We start from the raw sequence: 18,559 nt of genomic DNA, 5'->3' as shown, positions 1-18,559 counted from the left end.
CGTGCACTCTAATTGCTTGGGGAGGGATGGGCTTAGTAATGTGTGGTTTTACTGGAGTTTTAAATAAATTAAGCGCTGAATTACAGTTTCAGGACAATGAACTACTACATGCTGTGGCTGAACAATCGACTTTTTATAAAACGAATTCTAAAACAATTAGATTTACCGGAAAAATATACAATGCTCAAGAGCTAAAGAAGAAATTTGAAAATGACAATCATCAATTTAAAACCAATACTGATTCTGAATTGATCCTTACCATGTATGAACAATACGGTGAACGCTTCATGAATTATTTGCATGGTTCGTTTGCCATTGCAATTTGGGATGAAGCTAAAAAGGAATTAGTCATGGTAAGAGATAGAGTAGGTAAAAAACCATACTATTATTGTAATGGGCATGATAAGTTGCTATTTGGCTCAAATTTGAAAAAAATACTAGCTGATAACAAGCAAGAAATCAATTTCGAAGCAGTAGAGAGTTTTTTGCGTTTTTATTATATCCCGCAGCCAATAACAATATTTGAGAATGTCTTTCAATTAATGCCGGGACATTATATTACTTATTCTTTAGAAAAAGATACTTTGAAAGCAATGAAATATTGGGACATAAAACAAGATATTGCTGAAATAGATGATTCTTATCAATCTATTCAAAAAAGGTTAAGGGAGACGTTAACTAGCTCTGTTAAAGAACGTATGGAGAGCGAAGAAGCTGCTGGCGCATTTTTAAGCGGAGGCATTGACTCAAGTATTGTTGTAGGTTTGATGGCTGAACAGTCAAAGAATCCTCTCAATACGTTTACGATTGGCTATAAAAATCAAAAACAATACGATGAGTCAGCTTTAGCGAAGCAAGTTTCAAAACTGCATAATACTACTCATCATGAACTATTTATCGAATTTAATGATTTACAGGAAGTCATAGAAACAATTATAGGAAAAATGGAAGAGCCCTTTGCCGATTCCTCCGCTATTCCAACGTACTACGTTTCCCGGCTAACTAAAAATCATAGTTCTATCGCTTTAAGTGGCGATGGTGGGGATGAGTTATTTGCCGGTTATAATAAATACACAAGTGTCTATTATCAGCAGCTGTATTATAAAATTCCAAAGCTGATTAGAGAGAAGATCATTGAAGCTCCATTGCGTTTAATTCCTGAAGACAAAAGAAATCCAATTACTTCATTCGCCATGAAAGCGAAGAAGTTCGTCAGAAGCGCTACGACCGAAACCTTTCAAATGCATGTTAATCTAATGGAATCATACGGCCAAGACGAGATTTCTCGATTAGTTAAAAATAAATCTTCCAATAGATTCAATGTGGATCAACAGTTGCTTCATTACTTTCAGTATTTAAACACGAATGAGCCAGTAAATCGGATGATGTACACCGATTTCAAATTCGCTTTACCAAATGACATGCTCGTAAAGACCGACCGAATGAGTAAAATAAATGGGTTAGATATACGTTCACCTTTTCTCGATCATCAAGTAGTGGAATTGGCGTATGAAATTCCTTTGAAATACAAAAAGCGAGGCGCGCAAGGGAAAATCATACTGAAAGAGACGTTTTCGGACTTACTCCCCAAGGATATACTTACTGCCAAAAAGAGGGGATTTGAAATCCCTTTAACTGAATGGTTCAAGAATGAACTAAAAGAGTTGGTAGTTACCTCTCTGTCTAAAGAAAAAGTAGAAAAGGCAAACCTCGTTCATTTCCATATCGTTGAAATCATCATTGAAGAGCATATGAAGAGTAAAAAAAATCACGCCAACCTTATATGGAGTCTTATTGTTTTACACAAATGGTATGAAAACTTCCTTAGACATATTGAGGGAGGAGAAAAATGAAGGTATTGATTACAGGTTCATCCGGTTTTATAGGCTTTCATTTATCGGAAAAATTGTTATCCATGGGTCTTGAAGTCGTTGGTGTAGACAACATGAACAATTATTATGAAACTTCATTAAAGGAAGCAAGGCTAGAAAAACTCATTCATCATAAGTGTTTCAAGTTCTACCATACTGATTTAGTAGACCGGGAGAAAGTTCAAACGGTATTTAGTGAAAATGAAATCGATATCGTTATTAATTTAGCTGCACAAGCAGGTGTGAGATATAGCATTGAGAATCCTTATGTCTACATCGATTCGAATATCGTCGGCTTTATCAATGTGTTGGAAATGTGTCGTCAGCATAAGGTGAAGCAATTGATATATGCATCGTCCAGCTCCGTTTATGGTGCCAATACAACATTGCCATTCTCCGTGCACGATACGATCGATCATCCTCTCAGTTTATACGCGGCGACTAAGAAAGCGAATGAACTGATGGCGCATACGTATAGCAGCCTTTACAAATTACCGACGACGGGTCTTCGGTTCTTTACGGTATACGGACCGTGGGGGCGTCCGGATATGGCTCTCTTCAAGTTTACGAAAAATATTATTGAAGGAAAGCCGATCGATATATATAACAATGGAAACATGATGCGCGATTTCACATACGTAGATGACATTGTAGAATCCATTTCCCGTCTTCTTCATAAGCCCGCCATGCCTAATCCGAATTGGTCCGGGGAAAATCCGGATCCCGGCACGAGCTATGCCCCTTACCGAGTCTACAACATTGGAAATAGTAGCCCGGTGAACTTAATGGACTTCATTTCTGCTATTGAAGAAAAGCTAGGAAAAGTAGCGGTAAAGAACTTCATGCCATTGCAGGAGGGGGATGTCCCTGCCACTTACGCAAATGTCGATGACTTATATCAAGAAATCGATTTCAAACCAAAAACATCCATCAAAGATGGCGTCGACAAATTTGTTGACTGGTATTTGGCGTATTATCAAATAAAGTTGTGAAAGGGTCGTCTGTGATGGATAGAAAAATAGCTGTTATCGGCTTGGGATATGTAGGGTTACCTGTGGCGGTTGCTTTTGGAAAAAAACATCCGGTAATCGGTTTCGATATTAACGAACATCGAATATCTACATTACAGATCGGCGTCGATTATACAAATGAAGTTCAGGTGAACGATTTAAAGGAAGCGCAAATTGAATTCACATTTGATAGTGAAAAATTAAAGGAGGCAGACTTTATGATCGTGTCTGTCCCTACACCAATTGATGCACATAACCGACCTGATTTGTCACCATTGCAGCATGCTTCCGAAACAGTGGGGAAAAATCTTCATAAAGGGACAATTGTTGTTTACGAGTCAACCGTCTATCCAGGCGCTACCGAGGAAGTGTGCATACCTATATTGGAAAAGCATTCAGGCTTAAAGGCGGGCATTGATTTTTTTGTCGGTTACTCTCCAGAACGAATTAATCCTGGTGATAAGGAACATACATTTACGAAGATCACAAAAGTTGTATCGGGTCAGACGCCAGAAGTGTTGGACATCATTGCACAAGTTTATAGCGATGTTGTCGAAGCAGGTGTATATAAAGCGAGCACCATCCGTGTTGCAGAAGCCGCAAAGGTAATTGAAAACACACAAAGGGACGTCAATATTGCACTTATGAATGAATTAGCCTTAATATTTGACAGCCTCGGGATTGATACTGCAGAAGTGTTGGAAGCGGCAAGTACGAAATGGAACTTCCTTAACTTCTTCCCAGGGCTAGTCGGTGGTCATTGTATCGGTGTAGATCCTTACTACTTGACTTATAAAGCGCAAGCAGTCGGCCACTATCCGGAAGTGATCCTTGCAGGTCGTCGGATCAATGATAGTATCGGACGTTATATTGCACGGGCATTAGTGAAAAAAATGATAAAACTCAATTTGCCTGTACAAGGTGCGAAGGTAACAGTTCTTGGATTGACTTTTAAAGAAAATGTCCCAGATCTTCGCAACTCTAAAGTAATTGACGTCATTCGAGAGTTGCAGGAATTTGGGGTGGAAGTGCAAGTAGCCGATCCGCATGCAGATGTGGATGAGGCCTTTGCTGAATATCAACTCGCATTGACACCTTACGAAAAGCTGCCGCCTGCAGACGCCGTTGTGTTAGCCGTATCTCATATGGAATATGTCAATGAAGGTTGGACCCAGTTCGATCGGTTATTAAAACATGGCAAAGGGATCGTTATGGATATTAAAAGTGTGTTCGACAAGACGACTAAGCCCGATCAGATTCAATTATGGAGACTATAATGAAGGTTTTACAAATTACGAATGTAAGTTTTACAGTTAAGAAGTTTTTGCTTCCGCTTATAGATGAGATGAGTAAACAGAAATACGACGTTCACATCGCTTGTTATAAAGATCCGACAAGATATGAAATTGAAAAGGATGGGTATGTCGTTCACCACATACCGTTTCAACGAAATTTGAATGTCTTTAGCCACTTGAAAAGCATGCTAGCTTTGGTCAAATTGATAAGAAAAGAAAGATTTGACATCGTCCACTCACATACCCCAGTTGCCAGTCTCGTTGCTCGATTGTCAGCACGATTGGCTAACGTACCTTTAATCGTTTATACCGCACACGGATTTTACTTCCACGAAAATATGAAACCAATACCCTATAAGATCATTTATTCGCTTGAAAAGATTTGGGCGAAATATTTCACCGATAAACTATTCTTCCAAAGCAAAGAAGACTATGAATTGGCCTTAGCAAAAGGCTTTCAAAAACCGGAAAACCTTATTCATATTAATAATGGTGTGTCGGGTGATCGATTTAACCCCGCATTATATAGCAGAGTGAAGAGCAGAGAGTCGTTAGGAATTACGAATGAAAAAGTGATTATGTTTGTCGGGAGATTAGTGAGAGAAAAAGGCATCGTTGAACTTTTAGAAGCATTTCAATTGGTTCGGGACGAAATGAAGGACGCAACGTTAATGATAGTAGGGGATTCAGTTACCGGCGATCGGGATGGACTGGATGTTGAACAGCTTATTCAATCGATGCCAATGGAAACAAAAGAGAGAATTCGACTCTTAGGAATGAGAGAGGATATACCGGAACTATTATGTGCTGCGGATTTGTTTGTATTGCCATCGTACCGTGAAGGGCTGCCACGTTCCATCATTGAAGCGATGGCTATGGGCAAACCGATTGTGGCGACGGATGTTCGCGGATGCAGAGAAGAAGTCTTTCCAGATGTGAATGGGTACTTATGCAAGACGAAAGATAGCAGCTCATTGGCAAACACGATCCTTGAAATTATGAAAGATGAGTCCATACTGAAGCGGTTTGGAGAAAACTCACGAAGACTATTTTTGGAAGAGTTCAATGAGAAGGTCGTTTTAGAAAGGCAGATGAATGTATTTAACGAATTTCGAGAGGAAAGGTCGATGAACAAAAGACCAAGGAAGTGAGGAATGAAAAACAATCTTACTTTTTTTGAAAAGGTTGTCAAACGATCTTTTGATCTTTTGTTTTCCATAGTCGGACTCGTACTGACGGGGTGGATTATACTAATTGCTTTCATTATTGCTTCTATTGATACAAGAAGCAACGGTTTTTTCATTCAAGAACGTGTAGGGAAAAACGGGAAGCTTATTAACGTGATCAAAATAAAAACAATGAAACCGGCAGAGAATAATCATTCCACGATAACGACAAGCAGTGATTCAAGAATTACTGTATGTGGACGTTTTTTCAGGAAGACAAAAGTTGATGAGCTTCCGCAGCTATTGAATGTTTTGAAAGGCGATATGAGTTTTGTAGGCCCCAGGCCGGATGTGCCAGGTTATGCAGATAAATTAACTGGGGAAGATCGGGTCATTTTAACGATACGACCAGGAATTACTGGACCTGCGTCGATTAAATATAAAAACGAAGAACAGATATTAGCAAACGTAGACGACCCAAAATGGCATAACGACCATATCCTTTTTCCGGATAAAGTAAAGCTGAACGTGGAGTATATTCGGAACTATCGTTTTTTGAAAGATATCAACTATATTCTCATAACGATATTGGGTGAAAAGAGGAGTTATGATTTGGAGCCGAAAAGGATTTTTCTTTCAGTACCGCATATGAGTGGGAATGAGCAAAAATATATCAATGAAGCATTTGAGTCGAACTGGATTGCACCACTTGGAAAAAATGTGAATGAGTTTGAGAAAGAAATGGCCGAGTATACTGGAGCGGCAGGAGCAGCTGTCTTGTCATCGGGAACAGCCGCCATCCACTTGGCTTTGGAATTGCTAGACGTGAGATATGGAGATGTCGTTTTCTGTTCCAGTTTGACGTTCGTTGCAAGTGCAAATCCAATTTATTATTTGGGCGGTGAGCCTGTTTTCATTGATTCCGAAAATGAGACGTGGAATATGTCCCCCGTTGCGTTAGCGCGGGCAATGAAAGATGCGCAAGCAAAAGGAAAGCTGCCAAAAGCGGTTGTCGTCGTAAACTTGTTTGGCCAAAGTGCAAAGATGGATGAAATATTGGCAATTTGTGATTCTTATGCTGTCCCCGTTATTGAAGATGCTGCTGAATCACTAGGTTCAACTTATAAAGGGAAGCAGAGCGGAACGTTTGGCACGTTTGGCGTCTATTCATTTAATGGCAATAAAATTATTACAACATCGGGTGGCGGGATGCTCGTTTCCGATGATGTTGAAAAATTGGATCGTGCCCGCTTTTTAGCAACCCAAGCGCGTGAGAAAGCTAGGCATTACGAGCATCAAACTGTTGGCTATAACTATCGTATGAGCAATGTTCTAGCGGGAATCGGCCGGGCGCAGTTAGAAGTGCTCGATGATCGTGTAAAAGCTAGAAGAGCTGTATTTGACCGTTATGAAAAAGCACTTGGCGGGATTGATGGGGTAGTGTTCATGCCAGAGCTCGAAGGAACCTATTCGAATCGTTGGTTAACGGCGATGGAAGTGAATCCGGACATAACAGGCGTTACGGCAAATGAACTGATGGATGCCCTGGAAGCGGAAAATATTGAAGCGAGACCGGTTTGGAAGCCGCTTCATTTGCAGCCGTTGTTTAAAGGATGTAAGTTTTATCCGCATGCAGATGATGACATAGTAAGTGAACGCTTGTTTGCAAGAGGGATATGTCTTCCTTCCAGTTCGAAAATGACTGTGAAAGAGCAGGAAAGAGTTATTCGAGTCATTAGAGAGAAATTAAGGTACCGCCAGTAGAGATATGACCTCGTCACATCTCTACTGGAAAGTTAAACTTTGAGGTGTTACTAATTATAAAAAACAGGTGAAAAAATGCCGACTCAGATGTCGTTAAAAAGTAAAACAATCACAGGGCTTTTTTGGAGTTTCACAGATTTAATGGCAAACCATGGGATTCAATTTGGCGTGCAGATTATTCTTGCTCGGTTGCTGCTCCCCGAACATTTTGGAATTATTGGGATGATATTAGTCTTAATATCCGTTTCCAACGCAATTGTAGATAGTGGATTTTCTCAAGCGTTAATACGGGATCAACATACGACACAAGAAGACTATTCAACTGTTTTTTATTTTAACTTTTTTATTTCGTTAGTACTGTATGCTCTATTATTTAGCACGGCTAATTTGATAAGTGTGTTTTTCGAAGAACCACAACTGACAAAAATTATAAGAGTTCTCTCTTTAATATTTATCATCAATTCATTAGCGATTATCCAAAAAGCAATGCTTGTGAAGAGAGTGGATTTTAAAACATTAACAAAAATAAGTGTCATTTCTGTCGTTTTATCCGGAAGTATTACGATTTTATTGGCAATGTCAGGTTTTGGTGTTTGGAGCCTCGTATTCAATATGATCGCTTTGCAATCCATACAGACAGGATTATTTTGGTATTTTAATAAATGGATGCCTTCATTGACATTTAAAATTCAATCATTTAAAAGGTTTTTTAGTTTTGGATACAAGTTATTACTATCAGGGCTAATTGATACTTTTTTCTATTATAGTTACTTCGTTATTATTGGGAAAATGTATTCTTCCAATCAACTTGGTTATTATTCAAACGCAGTAAAAATAAAAGATCTTGCTTCATTTGCAATCGTTTCGACGGTACAGCGCGTCACGTATCCAGTCCTTAGCAGCATTCAGCAAGAAGAAGAACGTTTGAAATATGGGTTTAAGTCCGTTATTAAGACTTCAGCATTTATTAACTTTCCTTTAATGGTTGGTTTAGCAGCAATTGCAAAACCGCTGTTTATTGTATTGTTCGGTATTAAATGGATACATTCGGTTATCTATTTTCAATTATTATGCTTTGCAGGAATGCTTAATCCCATTCACTCTATCAATCTAAATGTTCTTCAAGTTAAGGGTAGATCGGACTTAATCCTGCTATTGGAAATTATTAAAAAGAGTTTATTGGCGATTCTAATTGTATGTTCTTTATTGTTTGGGTTCGGCATTATCGGCTTAATATGGACGACAGTAATTCATTCATTTATTTCTTTTTTAATTAACTCTTACTACTCGGCGAGAGAAATCGATTACTCTTCAATGGAACAGATAAAAGATCTGCTTCCCAGTTTTTTAATCTCTTTTATTATGGGGATTGCAGTCTTCCAGGTTGGTAGAATCGTCGATGAAAATCATCTTCTCCAACTAATTGGGCAAATCACATTAGGTGTAGCCATTTATATAACTATCAGTAAGATATTAAAGGTTAAAGAGTTGAATACCCTGTACCTTATCGTTTTACCAATAGTAAATAGGATTAAAGATTTTAAAGGACCAAGGTGATTAGTAGGACGATTCAAGCAATAAAAGGAGGAGATTATGGAGCTTACACGGATTACATCACTTGATCAACTCGAACAATACCGGGATGATTGGTCGCTCATATTGGAGGAAAATCAGAATACAAATCCGTTTATTGAATTTGTTTGGGTTTATGAATGGTGGAAGCATTTTGGCGGCGAATATAATATGGAAATTATGCTCTTCAAACAAGATGATAGGCCAATTGGATTTGTTCCATTGATCCACAAAAAAAGATGGTTTGGTCATACGTATACTTTTATGGCTTTCGGTCATGCGAATTATATGGATTTTGTTGTATATAACCATTTGTTAAAAGACGTTATTGAATCCACATTCGATGAATTAATAAAAGAGAAAAAGAATGTAGTGTTTTACTTATACGGGTTATTAGAAAGTACTGAGACGCCAAAAAACATTGAGGATTATTTACGACAACGAAAATACAGTTTTTCACTTCACCGAGTAATTACTCCATACATTAATTTAAAAGATATAAAACATGAAGATTATATGGATAAAAGAAAGAAACTACATCGGCTGGATAAAAGAGAAAAGCGGTTACGGGAAAATGGAGAAGTCAAATTTTCGCGTAGCGGACAAGAAGAAATGGATACAGTCTTTCAACTCCATGACAATCGATGGAAGAAAAAGCGAGACACGAGCGGATTTACGAATGACAAGGATAAAGAATTTTACCGAAGTCTTGTAGGTATACAGGAAGGACCGATGCAAACGGAACTTGATGCACTTTACATTAATGATACGATGATTGCTTTCCATTACGGATTCAAATGTCGGGGAAGAGTGCTTTCGTATGTGTTAGGTTTTGATGATAACTTTGAACCGTTCGGGCCGGGAAGAATACTGGAAAGAGAAAAGATTTTGCAATGCAAAAAAGATAGGATTACGGTATTTGACCTAAGTATCGGATATGAACCATACAAATTTGCGTTGAATACAAATGTAGATTACACAAGAAAAATGATTTTCTCATCTTCTGTAATGACCGCGAAAATTAGACGATTCTTATTATCGATGAAGGAATCTTTAATCGAACGATTAAAGAAGAATTATGAATTCGTGTTGTTTATTCGCATTACAATCGGCAAGTTTCTTTTTGTTATCCGTAATTTATTCAACAAGACAGAATCAGATGGTGCAAGGAGAGAGTTGCATGCGTTTTTGTCGCGTATTAAAAAGTACTTATATGAAAAAGAGCGATATGTAGTTTATCGAATGGAGAATAAAGACGTTCCTGAATTAGCAATCACTGAAGACATTATCGAATTGACAATAAACGATGCGATGAGTAGTCCAACCATTTCCCCCAAAAAATTAAAGGAAATTTGCGAGAAAATGTATCGTGGATATAAGGGGTATTATCCGGCAGGCAATCTAGTATTCGAAAATATAATTTGGATGAATGACAAAGTACTTCGAATTGGCCCTATTTCTTATAGTGAACGACTCGGGAGAAAAGCAATTCATTTCAAGAATTGGCATGAGGGCAATTTGGAGGCTGCATGCTCCTTTGTCAAGAAGAACAATAAGGCAAAAACAGTGTTTGTAACTGTAAAAGACGAATTTGGAAATAAGCCTAATGTTCTCGAAACTATAGGCTTTTCCATTGATAAGCAGATTGAAAAACGAACATTTTTTGGAAATGAAAAATATGAAATCATAGAATGAAAAGGAAGTAGGATGAATCATACTATTGAAAGGAGGAAAATATGGAGCTTGCACGGATTACATCGCTAGATCAACTTGATAAGTACCAGGATGATTGGTCGCTCATCTTGGAGGAAAATCAGAATACAAATCCGTTTATCGAATTTGTCTGGGTTTATGAATGGTGGAAGCATTTTGGCGATGTATACGATGTAGAAATTATACTCGTAAAATTAGATGGAAGACCAATTGGATTTTTTCCTTTTATCCACAAAAGTAGATGGTTCGGACATACGTATTCTTTTATAGCTCTCGGAATCGCAAATTATATGGATTTCGTTGTTTATAATCATTTGAAGGAAGATGTCATCGAATTCGTATTTGATGAACTAGTAAAAGTACAAAAGAACGTTGTTTTTAATTTACATGGATTACTTGAAAGTGACAAAACTCCGGAAAGGATAGAGGCTTATCTAGAGAAACGAAAATATAACTTTTCGATTCATCGAGTGGTCACCCCCTTTATTCATTTGGGAGAAATAGATCTTGAAGAATTTAGCAGCAAAAGAAAAAGACTTTATCGGATTGATAGAAGGGAAAAGCGATTACGAAAAAATGGAGCAGTGAAGTTTTTACAAAGCGGCCAAGAAGACTTGGATTCGGTCTTTCAATTGTTTGATAAAAGGTGGAAGAAAAGAAGGACTACAAGTGATTTTACGAGTGATAGAGGAAAAGCGTTTTTTCGCAGTCTTGCTCGTATTCACGAAGGGCCAATGCAAACTGAAATAGATGGACTTTATATAAACGACAGGATGATTGCTTTTCAGTATGGTTTCCTTTGTCGGGAAAGATTTGTTGGGTATGTAAAGAGCTATGATGATGATTTCGATGTGTTCGGTCCGGGAGTAATTTTGGAAAAACAAAAGACATTACAATGTAAAAGAAATGGAATTATAATATTTGATTTAAGTATTGGATATGAACCATCCAAATTCGAATTGAATACAGGTGAAGATTATACAAGTAAAATGATTTTTTCTTCTAATTCGGTGATCGGAAAGTCTATTCGACGCTTTTTTACATTGAAGGAATCTTTGCGAGAGCGAATGAAAAAAAATTACCGCTTCGTTCTATTTATCCGAAATACAATTGGAAAGATGCTTTTCGTTACTAGGAATCTATTCAGAAATACAGAATCAAAAGCAATTAAGGAAGAAATAGTAGCGTATTGGACTCGGGTCAAAAAGTATTTATATGATAGAAAGAAGTACATTGTTTATAAAATAGAGAATAAAGATCTTCCGGATTTACCTGATACAGGGGACTTTCACGAATTGACGATTGGAGATGCTGTAGATTGTCCTAGTATTGCAAATAGCTATATGAAGGAAATTTCTAAAAAGTTATTTGCCGGTTATCAAGGATATTATCCCGCAGATTGTTTGTCTATGAATTCAATCTTTTGGTTGAATGAAAGAGTATTACGTATTGAAAACATATCTTATGCAGAAGAACTTCATAAGAGTTCAGCCTCCTTACAAAATTGGTCGGTTGAAAACTTGGAGAAAATATGTTCATTCGTGAAAAGAAAAAATGCGGCTAGTACTCTGTATGTGAGCGTTGAGGAAGGGGCTACATACAAAATAGCCAAACTGGAAGATTTAGGATTTACAATAAGGAAATATGTGTTCAAAAGGACGTATTGTGGTTTTGTAAAAGAGATCATTAAACCTCTAGAAGATTCAGGATGAAATCTATTAAAACAAAGGTTAGGAGAATTCATATTCAAGAAGAATAGTGTGAGCAAAAAAGGAGCAATCATCATCTCGCTTGATTTTGAATTGAATTGGGGGGTACATGATGTTGTTCCATTAGAAAAATATAAAGAAAATCTCTTAGGTGTTCGAGAAGCAATACCGCAAATGCTAGAATTATTTCAACGCTATGATATTCATGCTACATGGGCAATTGTGGGAATGCTCTATTGTGAAAATAAAAAAGAGTTGTTGAATAGTCTGCCTTCAATCCAACCAAACTATGAAAACAGTAATTTTTCTCCCTATAAAAAACTAAACGATATTGGAACAGATGAGAAAAGTGACTTGTTTCATTATGCAAAGTCATTAATAAAACAAATTGAAATATATCCGAATCAAGAAATTGCAACACACACATTTTCACACTACTATTGTTTAGAAAAAGGACAAAACGAAGAAAGTTTTGAAGCGGACTTACAAGCCGCGATAAACATTGCAAATGGAAACGGCCATGTTGTTAAATCGCTAGTGTTTCCAAGAAACCAGATGAATCAAAGTTATTTACAAGTATGTAAAAAGCACGGGGTTCAATGTTTTAGAGGAAATGAACTAGGATGGCCTTATAGGGCAAGTCGTTTCCATAGCGAAGGGATTCTGAAAAGAGTACTTAGATTATTGGATAGTTATTTTAATATTTGCGGACATGATACGTATCCGATGACTGAAGTTGAGACAGAACCGATCGTCAACTTGCCTTCCAGCAGATTTTTAAGGCCTTACATTGCCAGGTTGAAGATTTTAGAACCTTTGCGTTTAAGAAGAATTAAAAAAAGCCTAACGCACGCCGCTCGGAGAGGTGAAGTGTTTCATCTCTGGTGGCATCCTCATAATTTCGGTAAAAACATCGATGAAAATATTCAATTTTTGACTGAGATTCTACAGTTAGTATCGCAATTGAGGAGTGAATACGGCTTCGAGAGTCTTAGTATGGCAGAAGCCTCGGACATAGTATTAACGGTGAATAGATGAATGGGAAAACCTCCATCCAAGATTGAACTGGATGGAGGTTTACTTTGTAAGGTTCGTCAAAAACAAGTAAATTGGTCAATCCGATTCAAGTCAATACCGAAATACTCCCAACGTCGACGGCTAGGTCTCCAGCGGTATCCTGCCACAGATGTACGACCGACGAATGTAGGGAAGTACCAGAATCCATTACGTCTTGATGTCCAGACGTAAGTGTATCTGAATAGACATCCTCTAATAGCACCTGGGTCTACTGCGAAAAGCTGCGCTTGATTCCCACCCGGGTAGGATGGTGTGTAGTTTGGTGGTGGTGAAGATGGCGCTTGTTGTCCGCCTTGACCGCCTTGCCCCGGCGGGAATCCACCGCCTGGGAATCCGCCGCCTGGGAATCCGCTGCCTGGAAATCCACCACCAGGAAATCCGCCACCTGGAAACCCTGGTGTTTGCCCTGGTGGAAATCCTCCTGGAAAACCTGGCCCGCCTTGACCCGGAGGAAATCCGCCGCCTGGGAAGCCCGGTCTGCCTTGCCCTGGAGGAAATCCTGGAAATCCCGGTATTCCAAATTGTGCCACCCCGTTGTACTCTCCCCAATTCATTTCAGGATATTGCATTCCCATAGAGGACATCCAGTCCGTTCCGTAGTTTGGCATGCCAGTACCCGGCATGAATCCACCCATTCCCTGTCCTTGCATTCCATCAACCTCCCCTGTATATCCTTCCGGTAGTTGTGGATACCACTGTTCTTCTTCGTAATTCATGTTCGTCATCATTTCTCTCCCTTCAAGCGATTCCTCCTATCTTATGTCCCTATGAGAGAAATGGGTTGGACTCTTGGGTAAGGAAAAATTTTTCTACTACATCACCACACTAAAACAACATCACATTACTATAGAACAAATTTTCGTAAAAATCGCCAAAATCCTTTTAACTTCGTGTACGATGACAGTATGAATACGATTTTTTTTAGATGAAAGGATGTTTTGGATGATTGAATTAACTGGAGCCTCTCTAACACTCGAACAAATGGAAAGTATTTTATATAAAGGGAAACAGGTTGAGTTAAATGTTGATGCTTTAGAACGCGTGCGAAAAAGCAGGGAAGCTGTTAATCGAATCGTCGAGAATGATAAAACGGTATATGGCATTAATACTGGCTTCGGCAAATTCAGCGATGTGAAAATTGATGAAAAAGATACGAAGGCATTACAATTGCATTTAATTCGCTCACATGCTTGCGGCGTTGGTGAACCTTTTTCTGAAACTGTATCGCGGGCTATGGTCGTACTGCGTTTGAATGCGTTGTTGAAAGGCTTTTCGGGCATACGAGTAGAGGTGCTGGAACGTTTTGCATTCATGGTGAATAATGGAATCCGCCCTGTCATACCGCAACAAGGGTCGCTCGGTGCGTCAGGAGACCTTGCACCGCTATCTCATTTGGCGTTAGTGCTGTTAGGGGAAGGATTTGTTTGGAAAGATGGCGGGCATGTGCCTGCAGAGCAAATTTGGAAGGAATTCGGAATAGAGCCGATCGTTCTTGAAGCGAAGGAAGGACTTGCGTTGATTAATGGCACGCAGGCAATGACGGCGCAAGGAGTCGTTAATTACTTGGAGGCAGAGAAGCTCGCATATAGCAGCGAATGGATCGCCGCTATGACAATGGAAGCGTTACATGGGATTACAGATGCTTTTCATCCAGCAATTCATGAGGCACGCGGTTATAGAGAGCAAGTGGATGTTGCAGCTAGAATATTGGATTGGCTGGAGGATAGCCGCCTTACGACATCACAGGGAGAGACGCGCGTTCAAGACGCCTATTCAATCCGTTGCATCCCGCAAGTCCACGGAGCTAGCTGGCAAGTGCTTTCTTATGTGAAAGAAAAATTGGAGATTGAAATGAATGCGGCGACAGACAACCCTCTCATCTTTGAAGACGGTGAAATTGTCGTGTCGGGCGGAAATTTCCACGGGCAGCCTATCGCATTTGCGATGGACTTTTTGAAAATTGGTGTAGCTGAACTCGCGAATATATCCGAGCGTCGTATTGAGCGACTTGTCAATCCTCAATTGAACGAAGGACTGCCGCCTTTCCTTAGCCCGCAGCCTGGATTACAATCAGGAGCGATGATTTTGCAATACTCAGCAGCGAGCCTTGTGTCGGAAAATAAAACACTGGCACATCCGGCATCCGTCGATTCAATTCCATCTTCCGGCAACCAAGAAGATCATGTGTCGATGGGGACGATCGGTTCCAGGCATGCACAGCAAATTATTAAGAATGCTAGAAATGTATTGGCAATTGAAGCGCTATGCGCCATGACGGGCTGTACTTTCCGTGGTGTTGAAAATATGGCGCCGAAAACGCGCAAGGCACTTGAAGGACTTCTGCAAATCGTAAAACCGATTGATGAAGACCGGATCTTTGGACCGGATATTGAAAAGATTGCAGACTACTTGAATAAATAATTAGTAGAGGCTGCGCGGGAGGTCAGGGAAGACTAGATTACCGCGGCAGTCTTTATTTATATCGCGTCCAAAGCAAGTCGCCGCGCGTCCAAAGTGAGCCGCCGCGCGTCCAAAGTGAGTCGCCGCGCGTCCAAAGCGAGCCGCCGCGCGTCCAAAGTGAGCCGCCGCGCGTCCAAAGCGAGTCGCCGCGCGTCCAAAGCGAACCGCTCCGCGTCCAAAGCGAGTCGCCGCGCGTCCAAAGCGAGTCGCCGGGCGTCCAAAGTGAGCCGCCGCGCGTCCAAAGCGAGCCGCCGGGCGTCCAAAGTGAGCCGCCGCGCGTCCAAAGTGAGCCGCCTCGCGTCCAAAGCAAGTCGCCGCGCGTCCAAAGTGAGCCGCCGCGTGTCCAAAGCAAGCCGCCGCGCGTCCAAAGCAAGTCGCCGCGCGTCTAAAGCGAGTCGCCGGGCGTCCAAAGTGAGCCGCCGCGCGTCCAAAGTGAGCCGCCGCGCGTCCAAAGCAAGTCGCCGCGCGTCCAAAGTGAGCCGCCGCGCGTCCAAAGCAAGTCGCCGCGCGTCCAAAGTGAGTCGCCACGCGTCCAAAGTGAGCCGCCGCGCGTCCAAAGCGAACCGCCACGCGTCCAAAGTGAGCCGCCGCGCGTCCAAAGTGAGTCGCCGCGCGTCCAAAGTGAGTCGCCGCGCGTCCAAAGCGAGCCGCCGCGCGTCCAAAGCGAGTCGCCGCTCGTCCAAAGTGAGAGGGGAGCCCTCCAACTCTATTATAAAATCATCTCCCCATTCACTTCCTCAGCATTTCTAGTCAACTGCACAATATGTGCTGCAGGGTGTTTAATTCTACATAGCTGATCAGCAAGTATTTCTGCGCCAAGCATGCTGTAGACCGTGCCATTTCCTCCGTACCCCAATAGATAAAAATGTTTTTTTCTATGTGGATGTTCGCCAATGAATGGCAAATTGTCTAGAGATTCCCCGAAGGTGGCACAATACGCGTAATCTATTTTTATTTCCAAATGTGGAAAGACTTCATTAAATTTATCTCGCAATTCATTACCACGTTTTGTAAGCAGATCATCCGAAATTTCGACCACGCCATTGTTTTCATCTAATCCTCCAACGATGATCCTCCTGTCTGCAGTCGTTCTCATATAAAGATAAGGGCGTTTTGTCTCCCAAATAAGCGCATTATCATACCAAGCGGGCACCTCTCCCAGCGGCTCGGTCACGATGACGTATGACCGGTTAATATCCGCGCCGTTCCGTTTACCAATCGGTAATGTTTCGTAGCCGGTCGTGAAAATGATATTTTTAGTTTGCATGTCTCCATCTGTTGTAGAGATTCTAAGTATATCTTCAAACTCATTCACATCCAGCATTTCCGTGAATTCGAATAGGTGAGCTCCCTTCGTTTCCGCAAGGTCGAAAATTCCATTTGCAAATGCATAAGGATTCACTTCCGCATCCCTGAATGTCACAATGGCGCATGGTCGATTGATGCCGGTATTGCTTAGTAACGATTCCTTGCCCCAATAGGTGCAGGGAAAGCCGTATTTCGTCAATGTTTGATACTCTTTTTCAATCTTCACCACATCGTCCTCATCACTTGCGTAATAAATACTTTCTTTACGCATGAAATGAGGATCGACTGACAGTTGGCTGGCGACATTCTCCAATTGTCCTACCGCTTCTAGGCAGTTCCTGTAAAAATGAACAGCATCGTTTAGACCGATCTGTTCAATCAATTCATGAAGCATGATATCATTAGAGTATTGCAGAAGACCTGTATTCGCGGACGTGCTTCCAGCCGCAAGTTGCCTTTTATCTAAAACTGCGATTTTTAAATTTCGTTCTACTAAGGATAAAGCGGTCAATGCGCCTGATATACCGCCTCCAACGATGACTGCATCATAGCAATCCTCTTTTTTTGTTTGTTTTTTTCTATGAGTTGATTGATAAGTTGTCGGCCAATACAATGAACCTTTATGTAAATCCATAAGTATACCCCCTTCCTTTTCTATACCCATTTACTAGTGGGGAGAAAAGCGAAATACAAAATTTTAGGAGATGATAGCAATGACTGACGAACATAAGCCGCATATTTTACTAGTAGACGGCATGGCTTTATTATTCAGATCGTTTTTTGCAACTTCAGCGATGGGACATTATTTTCCAAACGACGCAGGAGTACCGACAAACGGAGTTCAAGGATTCGCTCGACATGCATTGACGGCAGCTTCAATTTTCAATCCAACCCATATGGCGGTTTGTTGGGATATGGGTGCACATACATTCAGGAATGATTTGTTTGACGGCTATAAAGCAAACCGTCCTGAACCAGCACCGGAGCTTGTGCCGCAATTTGACATGACACGGGAATTATCCGAACTGATCGGTTGGAAGAACTACGGAATTCCAGGGATGGAAGCTGACGATTTGATCGGCTCGCTCGTTTGTGAATGGGAAGGCAAGGCAGATATCACCATTGTCACGGGAGACAAGGACCTTTTACAGCTATTGCGTCCTGGTGTGAAAATCGCCTTCATGAAAAAAGGGTACAATGTATATGATATTTATTCCGAAGAGCGGTTCGTTGAAGAATACGAGATTACTCCGGAGCGTTTTGTCGAAGTGAAAGCATTCACGGGAGATACGAGTGATGGCTATCCGGGCGTAAAGGGGATCGGCCCGAAAACAGCGTTGAAACTCGTGAAAGAATATGGAACAGTTGAAAATGTCATCGAGTCATTGGCGGAACTCGCACCAGGAATGAGGAAGAAGATTGAAGCGGATATGGATATGCTGCTTTTATCAAAACAGCTAGCACAAATCCATTGCGAGCTTGATTTTGATGAGCCTATCGAGCAATTAAGCCTTCCTGATTTCTCGGGAGTGAGGGAACAATTAGAAGAGAGAGGCTATTCTATGGTCATAAGACAGCTGAACTCTTTATTTCCGGAATTGATTGCTTAATCGC

Annotated in this window: 14 protein-coding genes and 1 pseudogene; 12 read left to right on the top strand and 3 right to left on the bottom strand. The window is 40.6% G+C overall.

Features of this window, described 5'->3' with window-relative positions:
- Window positions 1-26: 26 nt before the first annotated feature.
- From asnB to ACR65H_RS10530, 10 genes and pseudogenes are all read left to right on the top strand, one after another.
- On the top strand, window positions 27-1,853 hold the full coding sequence (gene asnB, locus ACR65H_RS10575) for an asparagine synthase (glutamine-hydrolyzing) (RefSeq protein ID WP_440500203.1): 1,827 nt from the start codon (window positions 27-29) through the stop codon (window positions 1,851-1,853).
- A complete protein-coding gene (locus ACR65H_RS10570) occupies window positions 1,850-2,863 on the top strand; it encodes an NAD-dependent epimerase (RefSeq protein ID WP_440500202.1) in 1,014 nt (337 codons plus the stop codon). The genes asnB and ACR65H_RS10570 overlap by 4 nt, the downstream gene beginning before the upstream one ends.
- 14 nt (window positions 2,864-2,877) lie before the next feature.
- Complete coding sequence (locus ACR65H_RS10565; protein ID WP_440500201.1) at window positions 2,878-4,158, top strand: nucleotide sugar dehydrogenase; 1,281 nt, start codon at window positions 2,878-2,880, stop codon at window positions 4,156-4,158.
- Window positions 4,158-5,327: a glycosyltransferase family 4 protein gene (locus ACR65H_RS10560; RefSeq protein ID WP_440500200.1), complete on the top strand. Its 1,170-nt coding sequence runs from the start codon at window positions 4,158-4,160 to the stop codon at window positions 5,325-5,327. The genes ACR65H_RS10565 and ACR65H_RS10560 overlap by 1 nt, the downstream gene beginning before the upstream one ends.
- Window positions 5,328-5,330: 3 nt before the next feature.
- A pseudogene (locus ACR65H_RS10555) lies at window positions 5,331-5,918 on the top strand (sugar transferase); the annotation flags it as partial.
- 72 nt (window positions 5,919-5,990) lie between these two features.
- Window positions 5,991-7,106 (top strand): aminotransferase class I/II-fold pyridoxal phosphate-dependent enzyme, encoded by a 1,116-nt coding sequence (locus ACR65H_RS10550; RefSeq protein ID WP_440500385.1) that lies wholly within the window; start codon window positions 5,991-5,993, stop codon window positions 7,104-7,106.
- A gap of 75 nt (window positions 7,107-7,181) precedes the next feature.
- Window positions 7,182-8,663: a lipopolysaccharide biosynthesis protein gene (locus tag ACR65H_RS10545; RefSeq protein WP_440500199.1), complete on the top strand. Its 1,482-nt coding sequence runs from the start codon at window positions 7,182-7,184 to the stop codon at window positions 8,661-8,663.
- A gap of 36 nt (window positions 8,664-8,699) precedes the next feature.
- Window positions 8,700-10,373, top strand: a complete 1,674-nt coding sequence (locus ACR65H_RS10540) for a GNAT family N-acetyltransferase (protein WP_440500197.1) — start codon at window positions 8,700-8,702, stop codon at window positions 10,371-10,373.
- A 41-nt stretch (window positions 10,374-10,414) separates the two neighbouring features.
- Complete coding sequence (locus tag ACR65H_RS10535; protein WP_440500195.1) at window positions 10,415-12,103, top strand: GNAT family N-acetyltransferase; 1,689 nt, start codon at window positions 10,415-10,417, stop codon at window positions 12,101-12,103.
- Between the two features lie 48 nt (window positions 12,104-12,151).
- A complete protein-coding gene (locus ACR65H_RS10530; RefSeq protein WP_440500194.1) occupies window positions 12,152-13,138 on the top strand; it encodes a polysaccharide deacetylase family protein in 987 nt (328 codons plus the stop codon).
- Between the two features lie 56 nt (window positions 13,139-13,194).
- On the opposite strand, the gene ACR65H_RS10525 is transcribed toward ACR65H_RS10530, so the two are convergent.
- On the bottom strand, window positions 13,195-13,902 hold the full coding sequence (locus ACR65H_RS10525; RefSeq protein WP_440500193.1) for a hypothetical protein: 708 nt from the start codon (window positions 13,900-13,902) through the stop codon (window positions 13,195-13,197).
- 217 nt (window positions 13,903-14,119) lie between these two features.
- On the opposite strand from ACR65H_RS10525, the gene hutH reads away from it, so the two are divergent.
- On the top strand, window positions 14,120-15,598 hold the full coding sequence (gene hutH / locus ACR65H_RS10520; protein WP_440500192.1) for a histidine ammonia-lyase: 1,479 nt from the start codon (window positions 14,120-14,122) through the stop codon (window positions 15,596-15,598).
- Between the two features lie 52 nt (window positions 15,599-15,650).
- Here hutH and ACR65H_RS10515 read toward each other — a convergent pair whose 3' ends face one another.
- Window positions 15,651-15,989, bottom strand: a complete 339-nt coding sequence (locus tag ACR65H_RS10515) for a hypothetical protein (RefSeq protein WP_440500191.1) — start codon at window positions 15,987-15,989, stop codon at window positions 15,651-15,653.
- A gap of 357 nt (window positions 15,990-16,346) precedes the next feature.
- Window positions 16,347-17,579: an NAD(P)/FAD-dependent oxidoreductase gene (locus ACR65H_RS10510; protein WP_440500189.1), complete on the bottom strand. Its 1,233-nt coding sequence runs from the start codon at window positions 17,577-17,579 to the stop codon at window positions 16,347-16,349.
- Window positions 17,580-17,658: 79 nt separating this feature from the next.
- On the opposite strand from ACR65H_RS10510, the gene ACR65H_RS10505 reads away from it, so the two are divergent.
- Window positions 17,659-18,555: a 5'-3' exonuclease gene (locus tag ACR65H_RS10505; protein ID WP_440500188.1), complete on the top strand. Its 897-nt coding sequence runs from the start codon at window positions 17,659-17,661 to the stop codon at window positions 18,553-18,555.
- Window positions 18,556-18,559 lie beyond the last annotated feature (4 nt).

Source organism: Sporosarcina sp. SAFN-015 (assembly GCF_059415085.1).
Note: the sequence above shows the minus strand (reverse complement) of the source record. Positions and strands in the feature narration are given on the sequence as shown.

Coding starts and splice junctions, on each gene's coding strand:
- asnB (WP_440500203.1), top strand. CDS start 27: ATGGGCTTAGTAATGTGTGGTTTTACTGGAGTTTTAAATAAATTAAGC.
- ACR65H_RS10570 (WP_440500202.1), top strand. CDS start 1,850: ATGAAGGTATTGATTACAGGTTCATCCGGTTTTATAGGCTTTCATTTA.
- ACR65H_RS10565 (WP_440500201.1), top strand. CDS start 2,878: ATGGATAGAAAAATAGCTGTTATCGGCTTGGGATATGTAGGGTTACCT.
- ACR65H_RS10560 (WP_440500200.1), top strand. CDS start 4,158: ATGAAGGTTTTACAAATTACGAATGTAAGTTTTACAGTTAAGAAGTTT.
- ACR65H_RS10550 (WP_440500385.1), top strand. CDS start 5,991: ATGAGTGGGAATGAGCAAAAATATATCAATGAAGCATTTGAGTCGAAC.
- ACR65H_RS10545 (WP_440500199.1), top strand. CDS start 7,182: ATGCCGACTCAGATGTCGTTAAAAAGTAAAACAATCACAGGGCTTTTT.
- ACR65H_RS10540 (WP_440500197.1), top strand. CDS start 8,700: ATGGAGCTTACACGGATTACATCACTTGATCAACTCGAACAATACCGG.
- ACR65H_RS10535 (WP_440500195.1), top strand. CDS start 10,415: ATGGAGCTTGCACGGATTACATCGCTAGATCAACTTGATAAGTACCAG.
- ACR65H_RS10525 (WP_440500193.1), bottom strand. CDS start 13,902: ATGACGAACATGAATTACGAAGAAGAACAGTGGTATCCACAACTACCG.
- hutH (WP_440500192.1), top strand. CDS start 14,120: ATGATTGAATTAACTGGAGCCTCTCTAACACTCGAACAAATGGAAAGT.
- ACR65H_RS10510 (WP_440500189.1), bottom strand. CDS start 17,579: ATGGATTTACATAAAGGTTCATTGTATTGGCCGACAACTTATCAATCA.
- ACR65H_RS10505 (WP_440500188.1), top strand. CDS start 17,659: ATGACTGACGAACATAAGCCGCATATTTTACTAGTAGACGGCATGGCT.